The organism is Natronomonas aquatica (genome assembly GCF_024449025.1).
In the GTDB taxonomy this organism is placed as follows: domain Archaea; phylum Halobacteriota; class Halobacteria; order Halobacteriales; family Haloarculaceae; genus Natronomonas; species Natronomonas aquatica.
This window is the reverse complement of the sequence record NZ_JAHLKM010000015.1, coordinates 1-25846: the sequence shown is the minus strand read 5'-3', so window position 1 is coordinate 25846 and position 25846 is coordinate 1. Positions and strand designations below refer to the sequence as shown.

General features: G+C 66.6%; 25 protein-coding genes. 16 read left to right on the top strand and 9 right to left on the bottom strand.

Annotated elements, in window-relative coordinates:
- Positions 1 to 7: 7 nt before the first annotated feature.
- From ppc to KM295_RS11025, 3 genes are all read right to left on the bottom strand, one after another.
- Positions 8 to 2701 (bottom strand): phosphoenolpyruvate carboxylase, encoded by a 2694-nt coding sequence (gene ppc / locus KM295_RS11035; protein ID WP_256030011.1) that lies wholly within the window; start codon positions 2699 to 2701, stop codon positions 8 to 10.
- A gap of 162 nt (positions 2702 to 2863) precedes the next feature.
- The gene (locus KM295_RS11030) at positions 2864 to 4234 is read right to left on the bottom strand and encodes a HEAT repeat domain-containing protein (protein ID WP_256030010.1); all 1371 of its coding nucleotides are present in this window, start codon (positions 4232 to 4234) and stop codon (positions 2864 to 2866) included.
- 89 nt (positions 4235 to 4323) lie between these two features.
- Positions 4324 to 5016 carry a protein sorting system archaetidylserine synthase gene (locus KM295_RS11025; protein WP_256030009.1) on the bottom strand — a complete coding sequence of 231 codons (693 nt, stop codon included), beginning with the start codon at positions 5014 to 5016 and terminating at the stop codon, positions 4324 to 4326.
- A gap of 93 nt (positions 5017 to 5109) precedes the next feature.
- On the opposite strand from KM295_RS11025, the gene KM295_RS11020 reads away from it, so the two are divergent.
- The 5 genes from KM295_RS11020 (at position 5110) to KM295_RS11000 (ending at position 11245) form a co-directional block, all read left to right on the top strand.
- On the top strand, positions 5110 to 5547 hold the full coding sequence (locus KM295_RS11020; RefSeq protein ID WP_256030008.1) for a plastocyanin/azurin family copper-binding protein: 438 nt from the start codon (positions 5110 to 5112) through the stop codon (positions 5545 to 5547).
- A 101-nt stretch (positions 5548 to 5648) separates the two neighbouring features.
- Positions 5649 to 6506: a protein translocase subunit SecF gene (gene secF, locus KM295_RS11015; RefSeq protein ID WP_256030007.1), complete on the top strand. Its 858-nt coding sequence runs from the start codon at positions 5649 to 5651 to the stop codon at positions 6504 to 6506.
- Complete coding sequence (locus tag KM295_RS11010; RefSeq protein WP_256030006.1) at positions 6503 to 8095, top strand: preprotein translocase subunit SecD; 1593 nt, start codon at positions 6503 to 6505, stop codon at positions 8093 to 8095. The genes secF and KM295_RS11010 overlap by 4 nt, the downstream gene beginning before the upstream one ends.
- Before the next feature lie 60 nt (positions 8096 to 8155).
- Positions 8156 to 9772, top strand: a complete 1617-nt coding sequence (locus KM295_RS11005) for a DUF255 domain-containing protein (protein ID WP_256030005.1) — start codon at positions 8156 to 8158, stop codon at positions 9770 to 9772.
- A gap of 81 nt (positions 9773 to 9853) precedes the next feature.
- Entirely contained in the window at positions 9854 to 11245 is a 1392-nt protein-coding gene (locus KM295_RS11000; RefSeq protein ID WP_256030004.1) for a PAS domain-containing sensor histidine kinase, read from the top strand.
- Position 11246: 1 nt separating this feature from the next.
- On the opposite strand, the gene mptA is transcribed toward KM295_RS11000, so the two are convergent.
- Complete coding sequence (gene mptA, locus KM295_RS10995; protein WP_256030003.1) at positions 11247 to 12179, bottom strand: GTP cyclohydrolase MptA; 933 nt, start codon at positions 12177 to 12179, stop codon at positions 11247 to 11249.
- Between the two features lie 79 nt (positions 12180 to 12258).
- Positions 12259 to 13077 carry an NAD(+)/NADH kinase gene (locus KM295_RS10990; protein ID WP_256030002.1) on the bottom strand — a complete coding sequence of 273 codons (819 nt, stop codon included), beginning with the start codon at positions 13075 to 13077 and terminating at the stop codon, positions 12259 to 12261.
- Positions 13078 to 13211: 134 nt separating this feature from the next.
- Between KM295_RS10990 and KM295_RS10985 the strand changes: the two genes are divergently transcribed.
- Positions 13212 to 14189 (top strand): KaiC domain-containing protein, encoded by a 978-nt coding sequence (locus tag KM295_RS10985; protein ID WP_256030001.1) that lies wholly within the window; start codon positions 13212 to 13214, stop codon positions 14187 to 14189.
- Positions 14190 to 14238: 49 nt separating this feature from the next.
- Here KM295_RS10985 and KM295_RS17075 read toward each other — a convergent pair whose 3' ends face one another.
- The 4 genes from KM295_RS17075 to KM295_RS10965 all read right to left on the bottom strand — a co-directional run bounded on the left by KM295_RS17075 (position 14239) and on the right by KM295_RS10965 (position 18549).
- The gene (locus tag KM295_RS17075; protein WP_418904788.1) at positions 14239 to 14643 is read right to left on the bottom strand and encodes a DUF7522 family protein; all 405 of its coding nucleotides are present in this window, start codon (positions 14641 to 14643) and stop codon (positions 14239 to 14241) included.
- A gap of 61 nt (positions 14644 to 14704) precedes the next feature.
- A complete protein-coding gene (locus KM295_RS10975; protein WP_256029999.1) occupies positions 14705 to 15676 on the bottom strand; it encodes a zinc-binding dehydrogenase in 972 nt (323 codons plus the stop codon).
- Between the two features lie 95 nt (positions 15677 to 15771).
- Positions 15772 to 16707, bottom strand: coding sequence for a glycosyltransferase (locus tag KM295_RS10970; protein ID WP_256029998.1), 936 nt, complete (start codon positions 16705 to 16707; stop codon positions 15772 to 15774).
- Between the two features lie 3 nt (positions 16708 to 16710).
- Positions 16711 to 18549 (bottom strand): ATP-binding protein, encoded by a 1839-nt coding sequence (locus KM295_RS10965; protein WP_256029997.1) that lies wholly within the window; start codon positions 18547 to 18549, stop codon positions 16711 to 16713.
- A 172-nt stretch (positions 18550 to 18721) separates the two neighbouring features.
- Between KM295_RS10965 and KM295_RS10960 the strand changes: the two genes are divergently transcribed.
- The 10 genes from KM295_RS10960 to KM295_RS10915 form a co-directional block, all read left to right on the top strand.
- Positions 18722 to 18874 carry a 50S ribosomal protein L39e gene (locus tag KM295_RS10960; RefSeq protein ID WP_256029996.1) on the top strand — a complete coding sequence of 51 codons (153 nt, stop codon included), beginning with the start codon at positions 18722 to 18724 and terminating at the stop codon, positions 18872 to 18874.
- Positions 18871 to 19143: a 50S ribosomal protein L31e gene (locus tag KM295_RS10955; protein ID WP_256029995.1), complete on the top strand. Its 273-nt coding sequence runs from the start codon at positions 18871 to 18873 to the stop codon at positions 19141 to 19143. Before KM295_RS10960 ends, KM295_RS10955 begins: the two co-directional genes overlap by 4 nt.
- A gap of 1 nt (position 19144) precedes the next feature.
- Positions 19145 to 19810, top strand: a complete 666-nt coding sequence (locus KM295_RS10950; RefSeq protein WP_256029994.1) for a translation initiation factor IF-6 — start codon at positions 19145 to 19147, stop codon at positions 19808 to 19810.
- Positions 19811 to 19914: 104 nt separating this feature from the next.
- Positions 19915 to 20247: an ATP synthase archaeal subunit H gene (gene ahaH, locus KM295_RS10945; protein WP_256029993.1), complete on the top strand. Its 333-nt coding sequence runs from the start codon at positions 19915 to 19917 to the stop codon at positions 20245 to 20247.
- Positions 20234 to 22420 (top strand): V-type ATP synthase subunit I, encoded by a 2187-nt coding sequence (locus tag KM295_RS10940; RefSeq protein ID WP_256029992.1) that lies wholly within the window; start codon positions 20234 to 20236, stop codon positions 22418 to 22420. The genes ahaH and KM295_RS10940 overlap by 14 nt, the downstream gene beginning before the upstream one ends.
- A 222-nt stretch (positions 22421 to 22642) precedes the next feature.
- Positions 22643 to 22909: a F0F1 ATP synthase subunit C gene (locus KM295_RS10935; protein WP_256029991.1), complete on the top strand. Its 267-nt coding sequence runs from the start codon at positions 22643 to 22645 to the stop codon at positions 22907 to 22909.
- A 23-nt stretch (positions 22910 to 22932) separates the two neighbouring features.
- Positions 22933 to 23514 carry a V-type ATP synthase subunit E gene (locus KM295_RS10930; protein ID WP_256029990.1) on the top strand — a complete coding sequence of 194 codons (582 nt, stop codon included), beginning with the start codon at positions 22933 to 22935 and terminating at the stop codon, positions 23512 to 23514.
- Positions 23511 to 24569: a V-type ATP synthase subunit C gene (locus KM295_RS10925; protein ID WP_256029989.1), complete on the top strand. Its 1059-nt coding sequence runs from the start codon at positions 23511 to 23513 to the stop codon at positions 24567 to 24569. Before KM295_RS10930 ends, KM295_RS10925 begins: the two co-directional genes overlap by 4 nt.
- Complete coding sequence (locus KM295_RS10920) at positions 24566 to 24886, top strand: V-type ATP synthase subunit F (RefSeq protein WP_256029988.1); 321 nt, start codon at positions 24566 to 24568, stop codon at positions 24884 to 24886. The genes KM295_RS10925 and KM295_RS10920 overlap by 4 nt, the downstream gene beginning before the upstream one ends.
- A 7-nt stretch (positions 24887 to 24893) precedes the next feature.
- Positions 24894 to 25846, top strand: a 953-nt coding sequence (locus tag KM295_RS10915) for a V-type ATP synthase subunit A (protein WP_256029987.1), incomplete at its 3' end; no start/stop codon positions are given.

Here is a 25846-nt window from a genome sequence, read left to right as displayed (position 1 = left end):
CCGGCCGTCAGCCGGTGTTTTTCATGCCGGCGGCGATCCCTTTGACTGTCATTCTGAGCGCCCGCTCTTGGGCCGCCGACCGGTCCGGCTCCGCCAACAGCCGCAACTGCAGCAGGTTCAGCGGGTCGACGTAGGGGTTCCGCCGCCGGAGGCTCTCCTCGAACCACCCCGAAAGCGGGAGCGGATCGCCCCCGGTGATCGCCCCGATCAGCTCGATCGTCCGCTCGTATTCCCTTCGAATCCTCGGGAAGATCCGGTCCGCGAGATCGTCCTCGGCCAGCGCCGCGTACTCCGTGGCGATCGTCATGTCGGTCTTCGCGAGCGCCATGGCGGCGTTATCGAGCATCGTCCGGAAGAACGGCCACGAGTCGTACATCTCCGCGAGCGTTTCGATGTCTCCCCCGTCGTCGAGATACGCGTCCAGCCCGGTCGCAAGCGAGTACCAGCCGGGCATGATGCATCTCGCCTGCGTCCACGCGAAGACCCACGGGATCGCCCGCAGATCCTCGACCGATCGCTCGTCGCTTCTGGAGGCGGGCCGCGAACCGAGATTGAGGTCCTCGATGACCGTGATCGGTGTCGCCTGCTCGAAGAAGGGAACGAACCCATCCGTCTCAAGCAGTGCCCGATAGGCCTCTCTGGCGGCCGTTGCGCCGGTCTCCATCGCTTCGATCCACTCGTCTTCGACTGGCTCGGTCGGCTGTTCGATCGCTCTCTTTCGGGCCCGGAGCTGTGCGTTGAGCATCTGTTCGAGCTCGCGTTCGGCGATCCGCGGGTTGGCGTACTTCTCGGCGATCACTTCGCCCTGTTCGGTGAACTTTACCTCGCCGGTCACCGTCTCGTTCGGAAGCGAGAGCAACGCGTCGTTCATCGGCCCGCCGCCACGGGAGATCGAGCCGCCGCGGCCGTGAAAGAGCCGCAACTCGACACCGTAATCCGCACAGATCTCCGCGAGCCGCTTTTGGTTTCGCTGGAGCGACCACTGGGCGGCGAAGAAGCCGTTCTCCTTGCACGAATCCGAGTACCCGAGCATGACCTCCTGTGTCCCGTCTCTGGCCGAAAGCGCCGCCGCGTAGGCGTCGTTTTCGAAGAGCGTCCCGATGATCCGTCTGGCCCCCGAGAGGGCGTACTCGGTCTCCAGAAGGGGCACGACGTCGATCCCGGAGTGGCCGGGGAGATCGACGACGTCGACCTGATCGGCCAAAAACAGCACCTCGAGGACGTGGCTCGGCTCCTCACACATCGAGATGCAGTACGCGTCGACCGCGTCGGTCCCGTACTCGCGTTGCCACTCGGCGAGGCGGTCGAACCGGGTGAGGACGCGTCCGGCGGTCTCGTCGAGTTCCTCGAGGTCCTCGAACGGAAGGATCGTTTCGTCCTCCTCGATCGCGTCGGTCAGGAACTCGACCCGTTCGCTCTCGTCCATCCCGGCGTAGTCGATCCCCTCCCGGGCGAGCGCCTCCTCGAGCGCTACGGTGTGGTTCTCCCGGTGGTCTCTGAGATCGAGCCCCGCGAGCGTGAACCCGAACGTCTCGACCTGCCTGCGGATCGGGTCGACGTGGGCGGCGGCGACGTCCCCGGCCCGGTTCGCCCGCAGATCCTCTGCGATCGCCTCGAGGTCGGCCTGGAGTTCGTCGGCCCCGTCGTACTCCCCGGGCCGGACAGTGCCGACACGATCGAGCCGTTCGCGCATCAACCGCAGAAGCTGTCGGTACGGTTCGTCCGGGTAGTCCTGCTCGGCCGTGGCGGCGATCGACGGGAGCACGTTCTCGTGATGCGAGAGCCGCTCGTCGACCGCCATCCCGACCTCGACGTGGTCGGTGTCCTGGCTCAACATCCCCGAGAGCCGCGTCAGTTCCTCGCGGTACTTCTCGAGGACGACGCGTCGCTGTCGCGACAGCGTCTCGGCCGTCACCGCCGGCGTCACGAAGGGGTTGCCGTCCCGGTCGCTCCCGGCCCACGATCGGAACTCGAAGAGCTTCGGCACGTGGCGGTCGGACCCGAAAGCGGAGCGAGCGGCGAGGGCGTCCCCGAGTTCCTCGTAGATCTCGCCGACGACGTCGAAAAGCGTGTTTTCGAGGTACCACTGGACGTTCAGCGCCTCGTCGGTCGGCTCCGGCTGTCGCTTTCGGATCTGTGGCGTCTGCCAGAGACCCGTCACCTCCGCGCGGAGGTCCCGATCTACCTGTTCGGCCTCCTTGTCGGTCATGAGCCGTTCGTCGAGCGTCTCGATCGACGCCGCGACCGACCGGAGCTTCGCTTTTATACTCTTCCGGCGGGCTTCGGTCGGGTGTGCGGTGAACGTCGGCTCGATGTGGACGTCCTCGAGTACCGATTCGATCGTCTCGGGTCCCTCGCCGGCGAGCGCGTCGACCGCCGCCTCGAGGCCGTCGTCGGGGATTCCGGCCTGCGATTGCTCGCGGAGGGCTCTGACTCGTTCGCGCTCCTCGGCGAGGTTGATCAGCTCGAAGTAGGCGGTGAATGCCCGTGCGGTGACGAGTTCCCGGTCCGTATCGAGTCCCTCCAGTTCGGCCCGGACCGAACCGATGTCGCCCTCGCCGTTTCGCCGGTCGATCGATTGCTGTCGGAGAGACTCGACGGTCTCGAACGCGTCCCGGGATTCCTGGGCTTCGATCGTCTCGCCGAGCATCGAACCCAGCTCCCGAATGTCGCGCTGTATGTCGCGCCGGTGGAGTCGCATGCGAACGTGTTCCGACGAGAAACACATAAATCACGTCCATCGACAACGTATGTCATGGTTGAAAACCGGGGTTCTCTCTCGGATACTCATCAGTTGGCAAATCCTCCGGATCCGGTGAAAGCGCGTCGACTGCCGGTTATCCTTTATTTTGTCCCGCTTCCTTCAGGCGGTCGCCTCGCGTGCGAGCTCGGCCTCGTGTTGGACAGTGTAGACGCGGTCGTCGGCGTACTCGGCGGCCGCCCGCAGGGCGCGCTCGGTGCCGATCCGGACGAGCGCCCACGCCGCCGAGGCGCGGACCTCGTCGGCCTCCCCTTCGTCGGCCAGCCGCGCCGACAGCGGTTCGATCGCGCGGGTATCGCCGACGAGCCCAAGCGCGCGGGCGGCGATCGATCGGACGTCGGGGTTTTCGTCGGCCATCGCGTTCGCGATCGCCTGGCTGGCCTCCTCGCTGCCGATCTCGCCGAGCGCCCGGATCGTGACCTTCTGCAGCGGCGGGTTCCCGCTGTCGACGAACTCGACGAGCGTCTCGACGGCGCGCTCGTCGCCGATCTTCCCGAGGACCTCGATGGCGCCCTGATCTCGCCGCTGGGCGAGTTCCTGCATCGGTTCGAGCGCTTCCTCGGGGCCGAGCCGTCGGAGGGCGTCGATGCAGTTTTCCTGCATGAACTCCGAATCGAGCGACTCGAGCGCCATGAGGATCGGCTCGGGGTCGCTTTCGGCCTCGGCGATCCGGACGACGCCCAGCTCCGGCGGGAAGTCCTTCCGCGTCTCGGGCGTCAGCCGATCGTAGAACCCCTCCCGGCGGAGCTGTTCGGCGATCTCGAGGTCGTCCCACTCCTCGGCATCGTCGAGCGCCGTCCCGAGTTCCTCGACCGCCTCCAGGAGGGCGGCGATCGTCGCGGCGTCCTCGTCGGCATCGAGCCGGCCGTCGGCGGCCGTTTCCCCGACCGCCTCGACGGTTTCGGCCATCGCCCCGTCGTCCTCGCCGTCGGGGTCGAACCCCTCCCCGAGTTCATCGCCCGACGTCTCGAGGAACGTCTCGACGGCCGCCCGAACGTCCGGTTTCCCGTCCCGCGTCCAGCGCGTATCACGTATCCGTGCGGCGGCGTCGGCCGCGTCGCTTTCGACGTCCTCGCCGTAGGGGCCGCGCTGGTCCTCGATCCCGTCTCTGAGGTCCGAGAGCCGGTCCTCGAGCGGTTCCTTCGGGTTCTCGGGCTCCTCCTCGTCGTCCTCCGGCTCGGGCACCGGAAACTCCGCGTCTCCGAGGTCCGCCTCGAAGGCGTCGGCGTCGGCCTCGAGGCCGTCCAGATCGGCCTCGGTCTCGGCCGCCTCGAGGGCCGCCTCGAGGTCATCGAGGCGGGATTCGAACGCCTCGATCTCGGAGTCCGGTTCGGTGGTCTCGTCTTCGTCTCCGTCCTCGACAGCGTCCTCCTGTTGCTCGTCGGTTTCGCTCCCGTCGTCGGGGCTCGGTACGGTTTCGTCCTCGGCCTCCGTCTCGGGATCGGCCGCCGCCTCGTCGTCCCCGTTGCTCATGCCGTAGTGTGCGTCGGAACTATCAAAGAGCGTTTCCCTTCGGTGGAGACGTTCCCGATCCGATCGGGCGTCCTACCAGTCGATCAGGTTCAGGCCTCCCGCCAGTAGACGAACGGTGCGAGAACGAGGTACGCGACCGCAAAGAGCAAAAGCGCCCGCGGGAGCGTTCGACTCGCGACGGTCGGGAAAAGCACCGCGAGGAACTGCAGGCCGCCGAGGATCGTGGCGTCACGCGCGTACAGATCGGGGTACGTGACCGGCGCGACCATCAGGTAGCCGAACAGCGCGGTCGTGCCGACCAGCACGACCGGGTCGGTGATCCCGGCGAGATACGCCGCCGCGAGGATCGTCGCGGCGAGCGTCGTCTGGACGCCCTCGGTCTTCGGGCCGTCGCTGTCGTGGAGGGTATAAAAGCCGAGCCTGACGACGGCGACCGCGACGTAGACAGCGGGAACGGCGACGGCGGCGACGGAAAGCGGCGAGGCGAACGTCGGGGTCGGGATCGGGGTGCCCCCGCTCGCGACCACGTACACGAGGACGGCCGGCGCGACGCCGAACGAGGCGACGTCGGCCAGCGAGTCCAGGTGCGGGCCGACGGCCGTTCCGCCTCTGATCCGGGCGATGATCCCGTCGAGGCCGTCGCCGATGGCGGCGAGCAACACGAGCCGGGCGGCCAAGCCGGGGTCTACGACGGCGACGGCGACCGCGACGAACCCGAGCGCCGCGTTCGCGACCGTCACGAGGTCGGCCAGCCCCAGGCGTCCGAGCAACCGCGGCTGCATGGCGTTGTCTCGCCGATCGGCGACGGCCGTCTTAGTAGGTTCGCTTCCGTCCGGGATCGGGGTACATATGTCGGTTCGGTTCCAACCGCCGGTATGGACCGACGTGCGTTCCTGCGGGTCGCGGGTGCCGGGTGCGCCGTTTCCCTTTCGGGCTGTCTCGGCGGCGTGGTCGACGGACTCGGGATCGGCGGGCTCAGCGACGAGGACTTCGATATCGGCATGTCGGCGAACGCCTTCCTCCCCGAGGAGTACGAGGTTTCGGCCGGCGAGACGGTCGTCTGGGGCAACAACGGCTCCCGGGGCCACACAGTCACGGCCTACGAGACGATCCCGGCCGACGCCGAGTACTTCGCTTCGGGCGGTCACGACGACCCCGGGACGGCCCGCGATGCCTGGTACGAACGCGGCGACGGCAACATCTCGCCCGGGGAGACGTACGAACACACTTTCGAGATACCCGGCCGATACAACTATTTCTGTATCCCGCATGAATCCGGCGGCATGGTCGGCGCGATCGTCGTCACCGACTGACTGTCGATCCGGCGACCGGACGATCGTCGGCCGGGTGGCTCACAGCGCCCGTCGACGCGCGAACGACAACCCTTATTCGCAGGGCATTCACATCGGGATGCATGGACGTGTCGGTACCGGAAGTCGACTACACGGAGTACACCAACAGGGAGCTGGTGGCCGTCCCGCTCACGCTGTTAGGGGTCGCTCTGGCGATACTCGTCGTCGCGACCGTTATAAGCGGTACGCCGGTGGCGCTCGGGATCGAGTTCACCGGTGGCACGGAGATGCAGGTCGTCACCGACGAAAGCCAGGCGGAGATCGAGTCGACCTTCGATGGCGAGGTGAGCTCGATCACGCCGATCGCCGGGCAGTCGAACGCCTACCAGCTGACGTTTCAGGCCGACGACGCGGACCCGATCCTCCAACAGGCGGAGGGGGCCGGCTACGAGGTCGAATCGATCGGCGAACGCTCGGCGAGCTTCGCCGCCGACTCACAGCGACAGGCGCTTTTCGCCCTCCTGATCGCGTTCGGCGGCATGGCCGCCCTGGTCGCGTTGATGTTCCGGACGTTCGTGCCCTCGATCGCCGTCATCGCGTCGGCGTTTTCCGATCTCGTGATCCCGCTGGCGCTGATGCGGCTCTTCGGGATCGAGCTGACGCTCGGGACGGTCGCGGCGCTTTTGATGCTCATCGGGTACTCCGTCGACTCGGATCTGCTGTTGAACAACCACGTCCTCCGACGGCGTGGTGACTTCTATACGTCCACGTTCCGGGCGATGCAGACCGGGGTGACGATGACGGTTACGTCGATCGCGGCGATGATCGTCATGACGGTCGTCGCCTCGCTGCTCGGCATCCCGCTTTTGCCCGACGTCGGACTCATCCTGGTCTTCGGGCTGTTGACCGATCTGATGAACACGTACCTGCTCAACGTGAGCCTGCTCCGGTATTACAAATACGAGGGGGTCGCGAAATGAAACTCCACTTCAAAAAACACTGGCGGATATGGTTGCTCGTCGTCTTCGTGCTCGTGAGTACGGTCGCCGTCTTCGCGCCACTGGGCGGCGACGGCGGGATCACCGGCCCCGCGGAGGACGAGACGAACACTGCCGGCTCTCAGTATACGAACCTCCAGTTCGGTCTCGAACTCTCCGGTGGGACGCAGGTCCGGGCCCCCTTCGTCGGGATGTCCGTCTCCGATCTCGAGTTCGGTCCCGACGCCGAATCCGAAATCGAGGGCACACTCCAGTCGGAACTCGGACTCGGCGCGGGCGACGTCCGGGCGGACGCCGAGGCGGGAACCGTCGAGGTGTTCGACGACAGCGTCGCCGGCAACACCACGCGGGCCGAGTTCGCCGACGCGCTCAGTGCGGCCGGCTACGAGGTCGAGGAATCGGACGTCCGGATGGGCGTGACGGCCGACACCCGCGAGGGCGTCGAGGACGTCCTCAACGACCGGCTCAGGGAGCGCGGGCTCGGCGGTGGCACGGCTTCGCAGGTGACGGCCCCCGGCCAGCGGTACATGGTCGTCGAGGTTCCCGGTGCCAACCGCTCGGAGGTCATCGACCTCATCGGCGACCGCGGACAGGTCGAGATCCTGGCGCTGTACCCCGGCGACGGTGGCTACGAGACGCAGTCGCTGCTCAGCCAGTCCGACCTCGCCGAGATCGGCGGCGCCCAGCAGGAGCAGGGCGAGACGTTCGTGCCGATCCGTCTCAACGAACAGGCCGGCCAGCGCTTCGGTGATGCGATGCGCGAGAACGGCTTCGATCAGCAGGGCGGTACGCGGTGTAGCTACGAACTCGAGCGGTCCCTCGAGGAGAACATGGACGACGACCCCGGCCGGTGTCTGTTGACGGTGCTGGACGGCGAGGTCGTCTTCGCCGCCGGCGTCGCCCCGAACCTGGCCTCCTCGTTCGAAAGCGGCGCGTTCGACGAGGACCCCTCCTACCGGACGACCACGACCTCCTTCGAGGACGCCCGCGAACTCGAGATCAACATGCGGACCGGCGCGCTCCGGACCACCCTCGACATCGATGAACGGGGCACGACGTTCTTTTTGCTTCCGAGCCTCGCAGAGCGGTTCAAGCCGCTTTCGATCGTGACCGGCGCCGCGGCGGTGCTGGCGGTGTCGTTCATGGTCTTCCTCCGGTACCGCCGGCCGGAGATCGCCGCGCCGATGATACTGACGGCCGCCGCCGAGGTGTACATCCTTTTGGGCTTCGCGGCGGCGGTGAACCTCGCGCTCGATCTGTCCCACATCGCCGGGTTCATCGCGGTCATCGGCACCGGGGTCGACGACCTCGTGATAATCGCCGACGAGATCATGCAGCAGGGGGACGTCAGCACCTCCCGGGTGTTCGAATCGCGGTTCCGGAAGGCCTTCTGGGTGATCGGCGCCGCGGCGGCGACGACGATAATCGCCATGTCGCCGCTTGCGGTGCTGTCGCTCGGCGAACTGCAGGGCTTTGCCATCATCACCATCGTCGGCGTACTCATCGGCGTGCTCATCACCCGGCCGGCCTACGGGGACATCCTCCGGATCCTCGTGTTGCGTAACGAGTGATCGGCTCGGTGGTGGGCCGCGCTTCGAAGCCCTTTCGGCGCTACACCCGAACACTGTGGCATGACGTTTCGTGACGGGACGCTTGTCGACTGGCACGAGTGGGGCGAGACGGCCTTCGAGACCGCCGATCGGACCGGAACGCCCGTGCTCTGTTCGCTGACGGCGCCGTGGTGTGAGTGGTGTGACCGGATGGACGAACGAGTCTACTCGGACCCGAAACTCGCCGCCAACGTCGGCGACAGCTTCGTTCCCGTCCGCGTCGACGTCGACAGACACCCCCGGATCCGCGAGCGGTACAACATGGGCGGCTTTCCGACGACCGTCTTTCTGACGCCCGACGGCGAGGTACTTTCGGGGGCGACGTATCTGGGCCCCGACGGGCTCCGGCAGGTCCTCGATAGCGTCCGGGCCACCTGGGACGCGAAGGGAGCGAGTGCGGGCCGAATCCCCCGGTCGCTGCGGGGCGGCGACCGGCCGGCCGGCGAGGTGACCGCCGGGATCGAGGCCCACATGGTCGAGCAGGTCGCGGCCGCCTTCGATGGGGAGTTCGGCGGCTGGGGGACCGACGCGAAGTTCCCGCTTTCGGAGACGATCGAGTTCGCGCTCAAACGCGACCGCGACCGCGGGACACGGACCCTGGAGGCGGTCCGGACACACCTGTTCGACACCTACGACGGCGGGTTCTACCGCTTCGCCGAGACCCGCAGGTGGGGCGACCCCCACCGCGAGAAGCTGATCGACGAGAACGCGGCGCTACTTCGGGCGTTCACGACGGGGTATCTCTACACCGGCGAGGAGTCCTACCGGGGGACGGCCGAACGGACCGTCGAGTACCTGACGACGACCGGCTGGACGGGAGAGGCGTTCGCCGCCAGCCAGGCCGCGGGCGATTACTACGCCCTCGAACCGACCGAACGCGAGGAGGCCGAGCCTCCGTACGTCGATCCGACCGTCCTGGCGGACCGCAACGGGATGGCCGCCGCGGCGCTTTTCGGTTTCGCCGCCGTGACCGACCACGAGGGGGCGGCCCGGTACGCCGAACGGGCCCTCGAGTACGTCCTCGAGACGCTCGCCGACGACGGCCGGGTGCGGCACTTCGAGGGGGCGGACAGCGAAACCGGTCTGCTCGTCGATCACGCACGCCTTCTCGCTGGGCTGACCGCGGCAGCGCAGGTGACCGGTCCCGACGGCTGGCTCGGTCCCGCCCGATCGATTGCCGAGGAGGCCATCGACCGGCTGGCTGCCGCGGACGGATCGTTCAGTGACGGATCGCCGGAGGGGGCTGGACTGCTCGATCGGCCGCTGTACCCGATCGGGACGAACGCCGAGATGGCTCACGCGCTGCTCGATCTCGCGGCGCTGACCGGCGAGGCCCGCTACGGGGACGCCGCGACCGACGCGCTTTCGGCCTTCGCCGGCGCCTACGACCGGATGGGCGTCGAAGCGGCCGGCTACGCTGCGGCGTGTGCCCGGGCCCACTACGATCCCCTCGTCGTCCGGACGCCGCCTTCGGGGACCGACCTCCACCGGGCGGCGCTGCGGATCGCCGACCACGAGAAGGTCGTCGTCCCGGAGGACCGGGAGGACGCCGTCGCCGTCCGGGCCGGCGAGCCGACCGCGCCCGCGGAAACGCCCGAGGAACTGCTCGAGCGAGCAGGGGACGGTCCGACACGCTAGCCGGCTCCTCCGCGGCGGCTTCGGTCGGTGAATCCGCCACAAGAACAATATCTCTGGTGGTCGTGATTCCGATCCATCGCGATGAACGACGAGGCCCTCCGAACACTTCTGGATCTCACCCGGGACAAGGTCGTCGTCGTGGACGCTGAAGGGACCTACCGGTACGCCAACGCCGCCATGGAGCGGATTCTCGGCTACGACCACGACGCTTTCATCGGGACCGACGCCTTCGAGTACATCCACGAGGCGGACCGGGACGCCGTCAGGTGTGTTTTCGATCGGCTCGTCGCGACCGAGGCGGATCGAACCGAAACGGTGACCTACCGCCACCAGGCCGCCGACGGCTCGTGGGTCTGGCTCGAGAGCCGGATGTGGAACCAATCGAACTCGGCGCTCGACGGCTACGTCGTCAGCTCCAGAGACGTCACCGCCCGCAAGGAAGCCGAGACTCTGCGGGAGGAGACAGAGACCCGGCTCAGACAGCTCGCGGCGAACACCGACGACGTGCTGTGGATGTTCACGGCCGACTGGAACGAGTTACTCTTCGTCAACGAGGCCTTCGAGGAGCTCTGGGGGACCCCCCGGGCCGACCTTCGGGAGGATCCGACGCGGTTTCTGGGCGGGATCCACCCCGACGACAGACCCCGCGTACGCCGGGCGATGGAGCGGATCTCCTCGGGTGAATCGATCGAGATAGAGTATCGCGTCAACAGGGATCTGTCGTTCCGACGATGGGTCTGGGTTCGGGGACACCCGGTCGTCGAGGACAGCGAAGTCACCAAGGTCGCCGGCTTCGTGCGCGATATTACCGACCGCCGCCGCCGCCAGCGCCAGCTACGGGTGCTCGATGATCTGCTCAGACACAACCTCCGGAACACGATGAACGTAGTTCTCGGTAACGCCGGACTCGCCCGCGAATACGGTGACGACGATATCGAGGCGTGGATGGATACCGTGATCGAGACCGGGACGGAACTGCTCGACACCGTGGAGAAGGAACGCCGGATCGTCGACACCCTCGTCGACGTTGGCGATCCCGTTTCGACCGATCTCTCGGGGATTCTCGAGGACGCGCTCGCCGAGATCCGGTGTCGGTATCCCGACGCGAGGATCGAGGCCGAACTCCCCGAGGCGGTCTCGGTGATCGCCGTCCCGGAACTTCAAGACGCGGTCCGCGAACTCCTCGAGAACGCGATCGAACACGCCCCCTGTCCGCCCGAGGTCGAACTCCGCGTCGAAGCCGGACCGAAATCGGTCTCGGTGCTGATCGGGGACAACGGGCCACGGATTCCGGGAAACGAGATCGAGCCGCTTTTTTCCGATGCCGACCCGAGCGCCGTCTACCACGGGACCGGGCTCGGGCTGTGGCTCGTCTACTGGATCGTCGACATCTGCGACGGAACGCTCGGGTTCGGTCGCACCGACGACGACACCGGAAACGTCGTCTCGGTTCGGCTCCCCCGGGCGACGTGACTCACTCGCCGTTGACTTCCGCTTTCAGCCGTCCGAACTCGGCGACGCGTTCGGCGTGGGCGTTGTGCTGGTGGATCGACTCGTCGTTGGACTGTTCCATCCGGACGATCGCGTCCTCGGGCAGGTCGGGGTAGGCTCCGACGACGCCCTCCGCCATCGACCGGACGCAGTCCTCGACGAACTTCGCGTCGCTGTGGCTCTCGAAGGTCATGTGGTCCTCGTCGGGTCGCTTCGCGAGGTTGTAGATCCGTGCGCTCATCGAATCGCGCGCGATGTCGATGAGTTCGTTGAGATCGACCGGCGGCTGGCCGTCCGTCTCGACGGTCAGGGTCGCGTGACCGCGCTGGGAGTGTCCGGGCTGGGGGACTTCGGCGAGGAACTCGTCGATCGTCTCCCGGTCGACGTCGAGCCCCTCGAGGACGTCCCGGGCCCGCGATTCGCTCATGCCCTGCGAGCAGGGACAGACGGTCATGCCGACGACGTGACAGCCGATCTCCTCTCCGGTGGTGCCGTCGTCGTGGGCCGTCGCCGACGCGATGATATCAGCCGTCGCCTGTGTCGGTCGGTCAGTCGCCGGTGTCTTCTCGCGGATCACGTACTCGGCTTCCATCCGGACTTCCGCCCGTGTCGTGTATTCGTGTTTCTCGATGAGGCGCTCGGCGACGTCGCCACAGACGTCCTCGACGCGGAGCGTGGGCTCGGAGACCGCCTCCTCGAGCATCTCGTCGACGACCTCCATGTTCCGGCTCATATCCGCGCCTTTCCGCCATTCGGGCAGGTCGACGAACACCTCGAACTCGGCCATCAACACGATCGGTCGGTCGTCCCCGCGGTGGAGTTTGACGAGCTTTTCGACGCCGGTCACTCCGACGCGGTTGAGACCGACGCTGATGTCCGGGCTCGATGCCTGTACGTCCGGCAGCTGCTGGCTCATTAACCATTTAAAAGAGAGGAGCGCCGTTATGGCTTTCGGAAGGGGCAGGCGGCTTCGGCCACCGCCCTCTCGCCCCGTCCTACTCGAGTTTCTCCAGCGCCGCGAAGAAATCCAGCGACGGTCCGGCGACCCGGACGGGGTCGGCCGCCGGTTCGAGCGTGACGCGCGTCGGCGGCTCGAGGCGCTTTCGGGTCCGACCGTCGGCGACGGCGACGGCGCCGTCCGCGTCCGAAAGCGCGACCGTCAGTGTCCCCCCGATCGGGACGGCCAGCGACGGCATCGATCCCTCGGCACACATCTCGGTGACGACGAACGCCCCGACGTCGGGGTGGACGAGCGGGCCGTCCTCGCTGAGGTTGTACGCGCTCGATCCGGTCGGCGTCGCGACGAGGACCCCGTCGGCGTGTCCTCCAGAGTACAGCTTTCCGTCGACGCGGATCTCGATCCCGAGACCGTTGTCGCGGCCCCGCTGTGGCCCGAGTATCGACACCTCGTTGACGGCCGGCGGGAGCGTCCACTCCCCGTCCCCGCCCTCCGCCCGTATCTGTGGCAGCTCCCGGAACTCGGCGTCGCCGCGCTCGATCCGTTCGGCTGCCGTCCGGACGGCCTCGAGACACTCCTCCGGGGAGACGGCGTTCAGAAACCCGACTTCGCCGAGGTTGACGCCCATGATCGGCGTCGGGGACACTTCCCGGGCGGTAAAGAGGAAGGTGCCGTCCCCGCCGATAGAGACGACGATATCACACGCCGACAGCTCGGCGACGGGCTCGCCGGGGATTCCGAGACGGTCGCCGGTCAGTTCGTCGACCGAGACCGTCGCGTCGACGTTCTCCCGGATCCGCCCGGCGAGTTCGACGGCCCGAGGTGTATTTCGCTTTGCGACGACGCCGAGATGCATCGGATCGGCCTTCGACAGCCGGCGACAAAAGCCCCCCGAACCGCCGGCGACGGGATCGGTTCCCGAACTTCGACGCAATATTAAGGTTCCCGGGACCCAACGTCGGGTATGCACCAGTCGATCGGGGGATCGCGATGAGCGACGACGACTGGTTCGAGAGCGGCGACGACGGGGATCCCGAAAAGCGACCGGACGATGCGGACGCCGGGGACGACGACTGGTTCGAAAGCGGCGACGGGAAACCCGACGAGCAGCCGGTCGATACGGACGCCGGCGGCGAGCCCTCGACGGAGGACTTCGAGGCGGCCTTCGATGCGGGATCCGGCGACGAGCCCTCGATGGAGGACTTCGAGGCGGCCCTCGACGCCGATGCCGGCGGCGAGGGGGGTCCCGACTTCGACGAGGATTTCGATTCGGACATCCCGCGGCTCGATCTCGGGATCCGGGGGCTCGACGAGATGATCCAGGGTGGGGTCCCCGAACGCTCCCTGATGGTCGTCATGGGCTCGGCCGGGACGGGCAAGACCACCTTCGGACTACAGTTTCTCAATCGGGGTCTCCGGGAGGACGAGCACGCGGTTTATATCACCTTAGAGGAGAGCCAGGATGCGGTCCGGCAGGCGGCCGTCGAGAAGGGCTGGCCCTTCGACGAGTACATCGACGACGACCGTCTGGCGATCGTCGACCTCGATCCGATCGAGATGGCCAACAGCCTCACCTCGATCCGGGGTGATCTCCCCCGGCTCATCGAGGACTTCGACGCCGACCGGCTCGTGCTCGATTCGGTCTCGCTGCTCGAGATGATGTACAACGACCCCGCAAAGCGCCGGACCGAGGTCTTCGATTTCACGAAGTCGCTCAAACGGGCCGGCGTCACCACGATGGTGACAAGCGAGGCCAGCGACACGAACACCTACACTTCGAAACACGGCATAATCGAGTACCTCACCGACGCGGTCTTCGTTCTCCAGTACGTCCGCACGGAGTTCCAGGAGACGCGACTCGCCGTCGAGATCCAGAAGATCCGCAACGCCAACCACTCCCGGGAGACGAAACCCTACGAGATCACCGGCGAGGGGATCTCGGTGTACCGGCAGGCGAACATCTTCTGAGAAGGCCCGTTACACTCCCGTGATCTGTCACGTCCGAGGCGGTCGCGTCTCAGCTTTCCTCGGGGTACGCCGCGAGCACCGGCTTGACCGAACTGGCGAGTTCGTCGACCCGCTCCATCGACATCGAGTCGGTCGTGATCCACACGCCGCCCAGCCCCTCGATAACGCGCGTGAGATAGCCGTGTTCGAACATCCGTACCGTCGCCCGGTACTCTCCGAGCTGTGAGTTCCGGTACAGATCGTCCGCATGAAACCCCGCCCGCTCCAGTTCGGCGAACCCGGTGAGATCGGCCGTCCGCTCGAGGTCCGAGCGGAGATAGAGCTGCTCGACGTCCTCGTCGGTGAAGTAGGTAGTACTCCGGAGCTCGTCGCCGATCCCTGTCCGACAGACGCTGATCAGTTCGTCCCCGAGGCGTCTCGGTCCATAGTGGCATGTAGCACACCGGTGGGTAATAGTGATGGGGGGGAAACGGCCCCCGAGACGCGCTCGGACACGACCGGAGCCTCCGACCCCACTACGGCACGACCAGAACCTTCCCCAGGACGCTTTCCTCCATCACGGCACGGTGGGCCTCGGCGCCGTCCTCGAGCGGGTACGTCCGGTCGATCACGACCTCGAGGCGGTCGTCGGCCACGAGTTCCGCGAGCGCCTCGAGGATCGGGGCGATGTCCGGCATGCCCGGGTGCCTCGAGAGGTTCGACATGCTCATCATATGGATATCGAGCTCCTTCGACCGGGCCGGAAACGTCGTCGGGAACGTCGTCTCCTCGCCGGCGATGATCACCACATCGCCGCCGATTCCCGCGATCTCGACGTCGGCCTCGATGTACTCGTCCGGCATGTGATCGAGGACGACGTCGGCACCCCCGGTCGCCTCCCGGGCCGCCTCGAGTAGATCCTCGCGTCCGTAGTCGATGACGCGTTCGGCACCCAGCCCCTCGAGGGCGTCGTGATACTCCGGCCGGGCGGTACAGACCGCCGATACCCCCATCGCGTCCGCGAGCCCGACGGCGACGTGGCCCACGCCGCCGTTGCCGCCGTGGACGAACGCGGACTCGCCCGGCGTGACCCCGGCGTGATCGACCAGCGCCCGCCAGGCCGTCACGCCGACGAGCGCGACCCCGGCACCCGCCTCGAAGCCGACCGCCTCGGGAAGGAGCGCCAGCAGGTCCGTCGGGACGGCTGCGAACTCGGCGAAGGACCCGCCGGTGAACCGGCCGGTGTGTAGCCCCGTCGCGAAGACGCGATCGCCCGGTTCGAACCCGGCGACTTCCTCGCCCACCTCGACGACGACGCCGGCGAGATCGGAGCCGGTCGTCTTCGGTGCCCCCGGATCGCTCCCCGCACGGAGCTTGGCGTCGACCGGGTTGACGGCCGCGGCCTCGATCTCGACTAGCACCTCCCCGTGGCCCGGTTCGGGCCGGTCGATCGACTCGTACTGTAGGACCTCCGGACCGCCGGCTTCGTGATAGCGAACTGCGTACATCGCGCTTCTCTTCCCGGGGATCGCCTAAAACGTTACCGCGTGCCGTGTCGGGTCGTCCCACCCGTGAACGCGGCGACCGGGGTCAACCCCCGGTTTCAGGCGCGCCCGGAGACGACCTCCACCTCGTGTTCTCCGTCGACTCGGTAGCGTCGACCCGCCCACTCGAACTCCCGGCATACGATCCCCGAGGCCGCGCCGAACGGGACGGCGAACATGCCGGGGAACGCGAGGAGGACGGTCCGGCGTTCGATCCCGAGCAGGCGATAGATCACGGCGAGCAGTGCGGTCGATCCGAGCGCCGTCGGGAGGGTGGCGAGAACGGCGGCGGCCACGAGGACGACCCCGACCGCGACCGTCGCGTAGTGGCCTTCGTGGACGTGCGTCAGGCGGTTGAACCTGATCGCCCGGTTCGCAACGTCTCCGAGCGCGCCGGACACCTCGACCGGCGTCACCATCGAACGGACCGGGTGCGTCCCGCCCAGATGCTGTGAGAGCAGCCCGTCGTCGCTCAGCACGGTCCGGAGATCGTCGATCAGCTCCCCGACCTCGAGGTCTTCGCGGGTGAACGTGACGCCGCCACCCCACGCGTTGCCGCCCCAGTTCCCGACCCCGAGGTAGAACGGCAGCGTCGAGAAGACGACCGTCCACGCCTCGACGAGGCGCCACCAGCCGTCGCCGTAGAAGTACGGGATCGCCGTCGCGGGACCGTGAGCCCGTCCCGCCGAAACCAGCTCGTCGAGCCAGTCGTCGTCCCGCCGGAAGTCGGCGTCCGTCCAGACGAACCGGTCGTTTTCCGCCCGTTCCATCCCGTATGCCATCGCGTTCGCTTTGCCCGAACAGCCGGCCGGTTCGCCCGCGACGAGTACTTCGACGCCCGCCGGCGTCCCACGGCCGGCGACCGGATCCGACGCCGAATCGCAGATCACGAGCAGTTCGTCGCCCGCCCGGAGCTGGCCGGCCAGGTCCTCACAGGCGGGTGTCCACTCCGGTGTCGGGACCAGCACGCTGACCGGATCTCGATCGACCGGCATCGCTCAGTCCCGGCCGTGTCTCGTCAGACATCTCGGAAGACCGATCAGCTCGACGGGTTCGGAGTTGTCGGGCGAGTAGACGACCATCTGGCCTTTCTCCATGTAGGGAACCTTCCCCTCCAAGTTCGAGGGGATGTTGACCGCCTTGATCGCGTCCTCGTCGCCGAGGTTGAGAACGACCGTCGTGTTGATCTGCTTGAAGATCGGGTCGGCGATGTCCTGTGGATCCTGCGTGATCAAAAAGAGGCCGAGCCGCTCCTTGCGGCCCTGCTTTGCGGCTTCGGCGAACTTGCCGATCACCTTCCGCGCCTGGACGCTGTCGGCGTCGGTGAGGAAGTTGTGCGCCTCGTCCATCCCGATCACCAGCGGTGTCTCTTTGATCCGGGCGTGGTCGGGATCGTTCGAGAGTTTCTCGTCGATCAAAAGCGAGGCGACCGCGAGCACGACCGTCGTCGTCGCCCGCGAGTCGTTGATGTGGTAGGTCGGCACCGTCGTCGCGCCGCCCGGGCGGACGAACTCGGAGACGAGGTCGGTGATCGGCGGCGCATCGCCATCGAAGACGCCGCCGAACCCCCGGACCCGCCGGCGGATCGCGTCGAAGGTGGCCTCGTGGACGCGCCCCGACTCGTCGAGTTCCTCCTTCAGCGCCGGATCGTCGAGGAACGATTTGAACTGCTCGTAGGTCCCCCCTTCGCCGTACTGGCTCTTAAACTGCGGCAGGAGAACGCTCACGAGCGCCCCGTACTGGTTGTCGTTGAGCCCGCTCGAGGCGACGAGCCAGGGGTTGTCGTGGACCATCGAGAAGGGGATCGTGAAGGCGATCTGTTCGGCGCCGTGGTGGGCGGCGGCGTAGCTGGCGTCCTCGACCGTCGGGACGAACGCCTTCGTGTCCTCGATCCCGCCGTGGGCAACCCCCTCCCGTTCGAGGCGGCGCTCGTACTCTCCGTCGATTTCGGGGTTGTCGTCGTGCAGCTGGGCGTACTCGTCCTGTGGGTCGAACTGGATCAACGCGGGCGCGACCGTCCGGCCGTCATCGGTCGGGTAGCGTCTGTCCTCGGCGAGGTACTGTCTGAGGACGTTCTTGGCGGCGTGGGTCTTGCCCGATCCCGTCCCCCCGGCGACGAGCGTGTGTCTGAACACGAGCGGATCGCCGGCCTCGTAGTCGTCCTTCAGCCGGTAGTCGATCGTCGGCGGGGTGGCGGCGGTCCGGACCTTCTCGCCGCCGACCGCGAGGTGTCCGAGGAAGACGCCAGACTCGGGGATCTTCAGCCCCGTCTTGATCTCGGCGTCGTCCTCGGCCTGTCTGACGACGGTTTCGGGCTTCGGCACCCGGTCTGTCATCCGGCGTTTGAGTTCGCCGTCCTCCGAATAGAGGACGGCAACGGGCTCCAGCGTCGCCATGAACTTGTAGTCGTTCTCGTCGACACCGTCCCGCCGCATCGCCCGGCGGGCGTGGATCTCCGTCGCGTCGTCCGAGCGGAACTCCTGGGCGTACTCGAGGGCGACGATCCGACAGAAGAGCCGCTCGCCGTCCGGATAGGCGGCGACGAGGTAGCTGCCGATGCGGACCGACGACCGGTTCTCGACGGTCACATACGCGCGCAGGCGAGTGTCGTCGTCCCGCTCGCTGATGATTAGCCCTTCCGAGGCCGACAGCGTGCCGATCCCGCGATCCTTGCCGACCGGCGAGACCGAAACGGGATCGAAGCCATCGTCGTCGTCGCCGTCGGTCGTTCCCCCCTTTTCGGCTGGCGTCTCCGCCCCCTCGTTTGCCGCGGGCGCCGACCGCTCGCCGTCCCCCTCGTCGGGATCGTAGTTCGCGAAATCGCCTAGATCGGACATACGACCACTGTCGCGGCCGTCGAACAAAAACCCCCGCGTGCCGGGGCGGAAGTGGTTTCCTGCCGTTTCGGGATCCCCCGCTTTTCGCCGTTCTCCGTCCCGAGTCGGCCCGCGGTGGATACGCCACAAAAGGAACAAGAATTTAAACGCCGCGAGGGAAGTGAGCGACACTATGGGCAAGAAGTCGAAGGCCAAGAAAAAGCGGCTCTCGAAACTGGAGCGACAGAACAGCCGCGTCCCGGCGTGGGTCGTCATGAAGACCGACCAGGACACGATGCGCAACCACAAGCGCCGCAACTGGCGGCGGAGTGACACGGACGAATGAGCACCGAATTCGACGAACGCGTCATGACCGTCCCGCTGCGGGACGTCCTCGCGGGATCGGAAACGGACCGTGCCGACAAGGCGATGAGCCTCGTCCGATCGCATCTGGCACAGCACTTCAACGTCGACGAGGACGCCGTCCGGCTCGATCCCTCGATCAACGAGGCGGTCTGGGAGCGCGGGCGCTCGAAGCCGCCGCGGAAACTCCGGGTTCGCGCGGCGCGCTTCGAGGAGGCCGGCGAGGCCGTCGTCGAAGCCGAGACCGCATAACGTGCTCCGGGCGGCACTCTCCGGGTCCGCGTACGTCGGCGTCTTCGCGCGTGCGACCGACGACTGTCTGCTCGTCCGCCCCGACATCGAGGAGTCGCTACTGGAGGACTTCGAGGCGGAACTCGGCGTCGAGGCGGTCCCGACGACCGTCGCCGGCTCGGGGACAGTCGGCGCCCTCGCCGTCGGCAACGGGAACGGCCTGCTCCTCAGCGAGCGCGTTACCGACCGCGAGCGAGACCGCATCGAGGAGGCGACCGACCTTCCCGTGGTCGAACTCCCCGGCCGGATCAACGCCGCGGGCAACGTCGTCCTCGCCAACGACCGGGGGGCGTTCGTCCACCCCGACCTCTCGCGGACGGCGATCGGCGCAGTCGAGGAGGCCCTCGAGGTTCCCGTCGAGCGCGGGATGATCGCCGACGTCAGGACGGTCGGGACCGCGGCCGCCGTCACCGACCAGGGGGTGCTCTGTCATCCGAAGACGACCGACGAGAAACTCGACTTCTTCGAGGAGCTCTTCGGCGTCTACGCCGATATCGGGACGATCAATTACGGCGGGGCGCTCGTCGGCTCGGGGCTGATCGCGAACTCGCACGGCTACGTCGCCGGCCAGGAGACGACCGGCCCCGAACTCGGTCGCATCGAGGACACGCTCGGCTACATCGAGTAGCGATCCGACGTCCGGCCGTTTTTCCACCGTTTTCTCACCGGGAGCCGCGGATCCGTTTCGCAACTACCAAATAGCCGCTTTCCGAACCGACGGATGATATAATTATGGCCAGGCCAGAGGTTCTCGACCGAATAAAAGAGGCCGAAAGCGAGGCTGACGACATCGTCGCCGACGCCGAGGAGGCGCGAGAAGAGCGCATCGCCGAGGCCCGCGAGGAGGCCGACCGCATCCGCGAGGAGGCCCGCGAGGAGGCCGACGCGATGAAACGAGAGCGCATCGAGGAGGCCCGCGAGGAGACAGCGGCCGAGCGCGAAGAGATCCTCGCCGAGGGCAAGGCCGAACGTGAGGCGCTCGAAGAACGCGCGGGCGAAAAACGCGACGAGGTGGTCGAATACACGGTCGATCTGTTCACGGAGGCGGTGCATGCTCAGACCTGAGCGGATGAGCCGGGTCTCGGTGACGGGATCCAAACGCGTGATGGACGACGCCATCGAGGCGATCCACGATCTGAACCAGCTACACGTCACTGAATACGACGACACCTGGGAGGGGTTCGATCCCGGCGACCCGGTCGAGGGCGCCGAGGAAGCCGCACAGAAACTCGTCACCGTCCGCGCACTCCAGAGTACGCTCGACGTCACCGAGGAGGACGCCGGCCGGGCGCGCATCATCGGCGACGAGGAACTCGAAGCCGAACTCGAAGAGACCCGAAAGCACGTCAACGAACTCGACGACCGGCGCTCGGATCTGGCGGACGAACTCCGTGAGATCGACGACAAGGTCGATACTGCCCGTCCGTTCGCGGAACTCGGGATCGATCTCGATCTGTTCTCCGGGTACGACTCGCTGACGGCGGCGGTCGGGGAGGGCGACGCCGACGCGATCCGGGGCGCCCTCGCGGACGCCGAGGCGGTCGAGGAATACGAACTCTTCGAGGCGGGCGACTTCCTCGCGCTGTTCGTCTACCCGGACGTCGACGTTCAGGACGCCCTCGTCGGGGTGTCGTTCACCGAGTACGAGGTGCCGGACCTCGACGAGGAGGGCGGGGCAACGAGCCCCGAAGACTACATCGAGGACCTCCAGCATCGGCGTCGACGGATCGAGTCCGAACTCGAGACCGTCGAGAACGAACTCGAGGACCTCCGCCACGAGGTCGCCGGCTTCCTGCTGGCCGCCGAGGAGAAACTCTCGATCGAGGTCCAGAAACTCGAGGCGCCGCTGACGTTTGCGACCACCGAGAACGCCTTCGTCGCCGAGGGATGGATCCCGACCGAGCAGGTCACGGAGATGGAGGCCACACTCGAGTCGGCTGTCGGCGACCACGTCGAACTCGAGGAACTCGAGCGTGCTTCCTACGACGAAGACGGTCACGCACACGAGCGCGAACCCGTCGAGAGCGGTGAGGGCGAGACAGTCGCCACCGACGGCGGCACGGAGATGAGCGGCGGTTCGCCGCCAGTGGTCCAGAGCAACCCCGGACCGGTCAAACCGTTCGAGACCCTCGTCGGCGTGATCAACCGTCCGAACTACAACGAGCTCGACCCGACGGTTATCCTGTTTCTGACGTTTCCGGCCTTCTTCGGGTTCATGATCGGCGATCTCGGATACGGGCTCCTCTATATCGCGTTCGGGTTCCTGTTGATGCGTCGCTTCGAATCCGACGCGATCCGATCGCTCGGCGGCGTCGGCGTCGCGGCCGGCGTCTTTACGGCCGTCTTCGGCGTCCTGTACGGCGAGTTCTTCGGGCTCCACCAGCTCGGCGAGATCGTCTGGGGCGGTAACCCGCCGATCCACAAGGGGCTGACCCCGACCCACGCCGACTACGCGCTCGGGTGGCTCGTCGTGAGCCTGCTCGTTGGGGTGGTCCATCTCGCCATCGGGTGGATCATCGACTTCTATCAGAACCTCTCGCATGGCCTCGTCGATGCGGTCCTCGAGAGCGGCTCGTGGCTGCTGATGATGTTCGGCCTGTGGGCGTGGATCTTCGCCGACGCGCCGCCGACCGGCGCGGCGCCGGGTCTCCTCGTCGGCGCCGAAAGCGGCGTCTTCGCGGGGCATCCGTTCGCCTTCGGGTTCACCGGCTTCGATCCCGTCATCGGGCTCGTGGGCCTTGCGGCGTTCGCACTCGGGTTCGTGTTGCTCGTTCTCGGCGAGCCGATGGAGGGCGTCGAGTTCCTCAACGTGCTCGTGAACGTCCTCTCGTACACCCGGATCACCGCGGTGTTGCTCGCGAAAGCGGGGATGGCCTTCGTGGTCAACCTGCTCGTCTTCGGCGTCTACGTCACCGAGGAAACCCACGGCGGCGAGACGGTCGATGCGTGGCACTTCGGCCTCGGGGGAATGCCCGAAAGCGCCGGGACGACCTTCCACGGCTACGAGGTCGTCGAGATCATGTCCCCGGGACTGGTTCACGGCAGCGTCGCCGCCATCGTCGGCGGCGTTCTCGTCCTCGTCATCGGGCATCTGATCGTGCTGGCGCTGGGTATCACGAGCGCCGGCCTGCAGGGCGTGCGTCTCGAGTACGTGGAGTTCTTCGGGAAGTTCTACGAGGGCGGCGGCGAAAAGTACGAACCGTTCGGTCGCGAGCGGACCTACACGACCGAGGACTGACCCCGGCCCCGCGTTCTCCCGGTAGCTCCGACCTTCGATCCACCGCGTCTTTCGTCCTGTTCGCATCGTTCGGGTTCGAACTGTGTCCGCCTCCGGAACCCATGACTGCACCTCTCACGCTGCGTGTCGCCGTTTTCGACGGTATTTGGGAAGCTTTATGAAGATAGTAGGATCATATCCGCTTGTTCGGAAACGAGTCAACCCAACAGGAACTTAATACATATGATGGAACTCGCCGCAGCCTTGAGCAGTGTTGCACCGGTACTCCAAGCAGCAGAAAACGCCGGCCCGGCCCTGACAGCCCCCGGCGCGGCCGCGCTTGCGGTCGGCCTCGCCGCACTCGGCGCGGGGATCGCCGAGCGCGGTATCGGCGCTGCCGCGATGGGTGCGATCGCCGAAAACGAGGACCTCTTCGGCCGGGGACTTATTATGACCGTCCTGCCGGAGACGCTCGTTATCCTGGCTCTGGTCGTCGTCTTCGTCGTCTAAACCGCCACGCAATTTTCCAAACAATGAGTCTTGATACGGTCGTAGAGGACATCCGAGACGAAGCCCGCGCGCGTGCGGAGGAGATCCGCTCGGAGGGCGAAGAGCGCGCAGAAGAGATCGTCTCCGAGGCCGAACGCGACGCCGAAGACATCCGCGAGGAGGCCGAACGAGAGGCCGAACGGACGATCCAACAGGAGCGCGAGCAGAAACTCTCGAGTGCGAAACTCGAGGCCAAACAGGAACGGCTCGATGCCCGTCGCGGGATCATCGAGGACGTCCGAGACGACGTCGAAGCCGAGGTCGCCGCCATCGACGGCGACGAGCGAGCCGAGTTGACCCGGACGCTCCTGGACGCTGCAGCCGGAGAGTTCGAGGGCGCAGACACCGTTACCGTCCACGGACGGGACGACGACGAGGAGTTGCTCTCGACGGTTCTCGAAGAGTACGACGGATTCGATCTCGGCGAACCGATCGAGTGTCTCGGCGGCGTCGCCGTCGAGTCCGAAGAGTCCCGCGTTCGTGTGGACAACACCTTCGATTCCGTCCTCGAAGACGTCTGGGACGATAACCGGCGCGAGATCAGCGCACGGCTCTTCGAAGAATGAGCGTCAGAACCGAGGGAAGTTCGAACTACGAATACGTCACGGCGCGGGTCCGGTCCCGGCGGGCGAAGCTGTTCGACGAGGACGACTACCGGAAGCTGGTCCGGATGGGTCCAAGCGAGATCGCCCGGTTCATGGAGGAGACCGAATACGAGACGGAAATGAACGCCCTGGGGGCGCGACACTCGGGGATCGATCTCGTCGAGTACGCGCTCAACGAGAACCTCGCAAAGCACTTCGACGACCTGCTGACGTGGTCCGAGGGGCCGCTCTACGGGTACATCGCCAACTATCTCCGGAAGTTCGACACCTGGAACGTGAAGACACTCATCCGTGGTGTCTACACCGACGCCGACCGGGAGGACATCCAGGACGACCTCATCCGGACCGGCGAGTTCTCCGATGACTTCCTCGATCGGCTCGCCGACGCGACGAGCATCGAGGAACTGGTCGAGTTGCTAGAGAACACGATCTTCGGCGAACCGCTTGCGGACGCCTTCTCGGACTACGAGAGCGAGGGCGTGCTCGTTCCCCTCGAGAACGCGGTCGATCGCGCCTTCTATGCGCACCTGATGGACGACATCGGCACGCCGGAGCCCGACACGCCGACGGCGCTGTACCGGGAGTTCCTGCAGGCCGAGATCGACTTCCGGAACGTCCGGAACGCGCTCCGGATCGCCAGAAGCGGCGCGGACATCGATCCGGCGGCGTACTTCATGGAGGGCGGTCGGCTCTTCCGGGCCGAGGAAATCAGACAGCTCGCGTCGAACACCGAGGAACTGGTCGCCCGTATCCGCGAGAGCACCTACGGCGACGATCTGGCCGACGCGCTCGAAGACCTAGAGGACGCCGACAGCCTCATCGGATTCGAACACGCGCTCGATTCCGCGCTCCTCGAGTACTCCCAGAAGCTGTCGAACCGGTACCCGCTGTCGGTCTGTCCGGTCCTGTCGTACGTGCTCGCGAAGGAACGGGAAATCGAGAACATCCGTGCGATCGCCCGCGGCCGGGAGGCCGGACTCTCCGTCGATGAGATCGAAACGGAGCTGGTACAATGAGCCAGGAGATCGCCGTCGTCGGCAGTCCGGATTTCACGACCGGGTTCCGTCTCGCAGGCGTTCGCCGGTTCGAGGACGTCCCGGACGCCGAGAAGGACGAACGGCTCGATGAAGCCGTCACGTCGGTACTGGACGACGACGGCGTCGGTATCGTCGTCATGCACGACGAGGACGTCGAGCACCTCTCACGTACAGTTCGACAGCGCGTCGAAACGAGCGTCGAACCGGTCGTCGTCACGCTGGGTGGCGGCACCGGTTCGGGGAACCTGCGCGAGCAGATCAAACGCGCCATCGGCATCGATCTGATGGACGAGTAATGCAATCATGAGTCAAGCAACCGCAACCGAAACTACGGACGAGGGCGTGATCGAGAGCGTCAGCGGTCCAGTCGTGACCGCCACCGATCTCGATGCCCGGATGAACGACGTCGTCTACGTCGGTGACGAAGGCCTGATGGGCGAAGTCATCGAGATCGAAGGCGACATCACGACGATCCAGGTGTACGAGGAGACCTCCGACGTCGCCCCCGGGGAACCGGTCGAGAACACGGGCGAACCGCTCTCGGTCGACCTCGGCCCCGGCATGTTGGACAGTATCTACGACGGCGTCCAGCGCCCGCTGGACGTACTCGAAGAGAAGATGGGCGCCTTCCTCGATCGGGGTGTCGACGCCCCCGGGATCGACTTAGAGAAGACCTGGGAATTCAACCCCGAAATCGAGGAAGGCGACGAGGTCGCCCCGGGCGACGTCGTCGGGATCGTCCCCGAAACCGAGAGCATCGACCACAAGGTACTGGTCCCGCCCGGCTACGAGGGCGGCGAGGTCGTCGCCGTCGAGTCGGGGAACTACACCGTCGACGAGGCGGTCGTCGAACTCGACAACGGCGAGGAGATCCGGATGCGCCAGGAGTGGCCGGTCCGGGAACCCCGACCCACGGTCGAAAAGGAGACGCCGACGACACCTTTGATCTCCGGCCAGCGCATCCTCGATGGGCTGTTCCCGATCGCGAAGGGCGGGACGGCCGCGATTCCGGGGCCGTTCGGCTCCGGGAAGACGGTCACCCAACAGCAACTCGCCAAGTGGGCCGACGCGGACATCGTGATCTACGTCGGCTGTGGCGAGCGCGGCAACGAGATGACCGAGGTCATCGAGGACTTCCCCGAACTGGAAGACCCCAAGACAGGTAAACCGCTCATGTCCCGGACGTGTCTCATCGCGAACACGTCGAACATGCCCGTCGCGGCGCGTGAATCCTGTGTGTACACCGGGATCACGAT

Coding starts and splice junctions, on each gene's coding strand:
- ppc (WP_256030011.1), bottom strand. CDS start 2,701: ATGCGACTCCACCGGCGCGACATACAGCGCGACATTCGGGAGCTGGGT.
- KM295_RS11030 (WP_256030010.1), bottom strand. CDS start 4,234: ATGAGCAACGGGGACGACGAGGCGGCGGCCGATCCCGAGACGGAGGCC.
- KM295_RS11025 (WP_256030009.1), bottom strand. CDS start 5,016: ATGCAGCCGCGGTTGCTCGGACGCCTGGGGCTGGCCGACCTCGTGACG.
- KM295_RS11020 (WP_256030008.1), top strand. CDS start 5,110: ATGGACCGACGTGCGTTCCTGCGGGTCGCGGGTGCCGGGTGCGCCGTT.
- secF (WP_256030007.1), top strand. CDS start 5,649: ATGGACGTGTCGGTACCGGAAGTCGACTACACGGAGTACACCAACAGG.
- KM295_RS11010 (WP_256030006.1), top strand. CDS start 6,503: ATGAAACTCCACTTCAAAAAACACTGGCGGATATGGTTGCTCGTCGTC.
- KM295_RS11005 (WP_256030005.1), top strand. CDS start 8,156: ATGACGTTTCGTGACGGGACGCTTGTCGACTGGCACGAGTGGGGCGAG.
- KM295_RS11000 (WP_256030004.1), top strand. CDS start 9,854: ATGAACGACGAGGCCCTCCGAACACTTCTGGATCTCACCCGGGACAAG.
- mptA (WP_256030003.1), bottom strand. CDS start 12,179: ATGAGCCAGCAGCTGCCGGACGTACAGGCATCGAGCCCGGACATCAGC.
- KM295_RS10990 (WP_256030002.1), bottom strand. CDS start 13,077: ATGCATCTCGGCGTCGTCGCAAAGCGAAATACACCTCGGGCCGTCGAA.
- KM295_RS10985 (WP_256030001.1), top strand. CDS start 13,212: ATGAGCGACGACGACTGGTTCGAGAGCGGCGACGACGGGGATCCCGAA.
- KM295_RS10975 (WP_256029999.1), bottom strand. CDS start 15,676: ATGTACGCAGTTCGCTATCACGAAGCCGGCGGTCCGGAGGTCCTACAG.
- KM295_RS10970 (WP_256029998.1), bottom strand. CDS start 16,707: ATGCCGGTCGATCGAGATCCGGTCAGCGTGCTGGTCCCGACACCGGAG.
- KM295_RS10965 (WP_256029997.1), bottom strand. CDS start 18,549: ATGTCCGATCTAGGCGATTTCGCGAACTACGATCCCGACGAGGGGGAC.
- KM295_RS10960 (WP_256029996.1), top strand. CDS start 18,722: ATGGGCAAGAAGTCGAAGGCCAAGAAAAAGCGGCTCTCGAAACTGGAG.
- KM295_RS10955 (WP_256029995.1), top strand. CDS start 18,871: ATGAGCACCGAATTCGACGAACGCGTCATGACCGTCCCGCTGCGGGAC.
- ahaH (WP_256029993.1), top strand. CDS start 19,915: ATGGCCAGGCCAGAGGTTCTCGACCGAATAAAAGAGGCCGAAAGCGAG.
- KM295_RS10940 (WP_256029992.1), top strand. CDS start 20,234: ATGCTCAGACCTGAGCGGATGAGCCGGGTCTCGGTGACGGGATCCAAA.
- KM295_RS10935 (WP_256029991.1), top strand. CDS start 22,643: ATGATGGAACTCGCCGCAGCCTTGAGCAGTGTTGCACCGGTACTCCAA.
- KM295_RS10930 (WP_256029990.1), top strand. CDS start 22,933: ATGAGTCTTGATACGGTCGTAGAGGACATCCGAGACGAAGCCCGCGCG.
- KM295_RS10925 (WP_256029989.1), top strand. CDS start 23,511: ATGAGCGTCAGAACCGAGGGAAGTTCGAACTACGAATACGTCACGGCG.
- KM295_RS10920 (WP_256029988.1), top strand. CDS start 24,566: ATGAGCCAGGAGATCGCCGTCGTCGGCAGTCCGGATTTCACGACCGGG.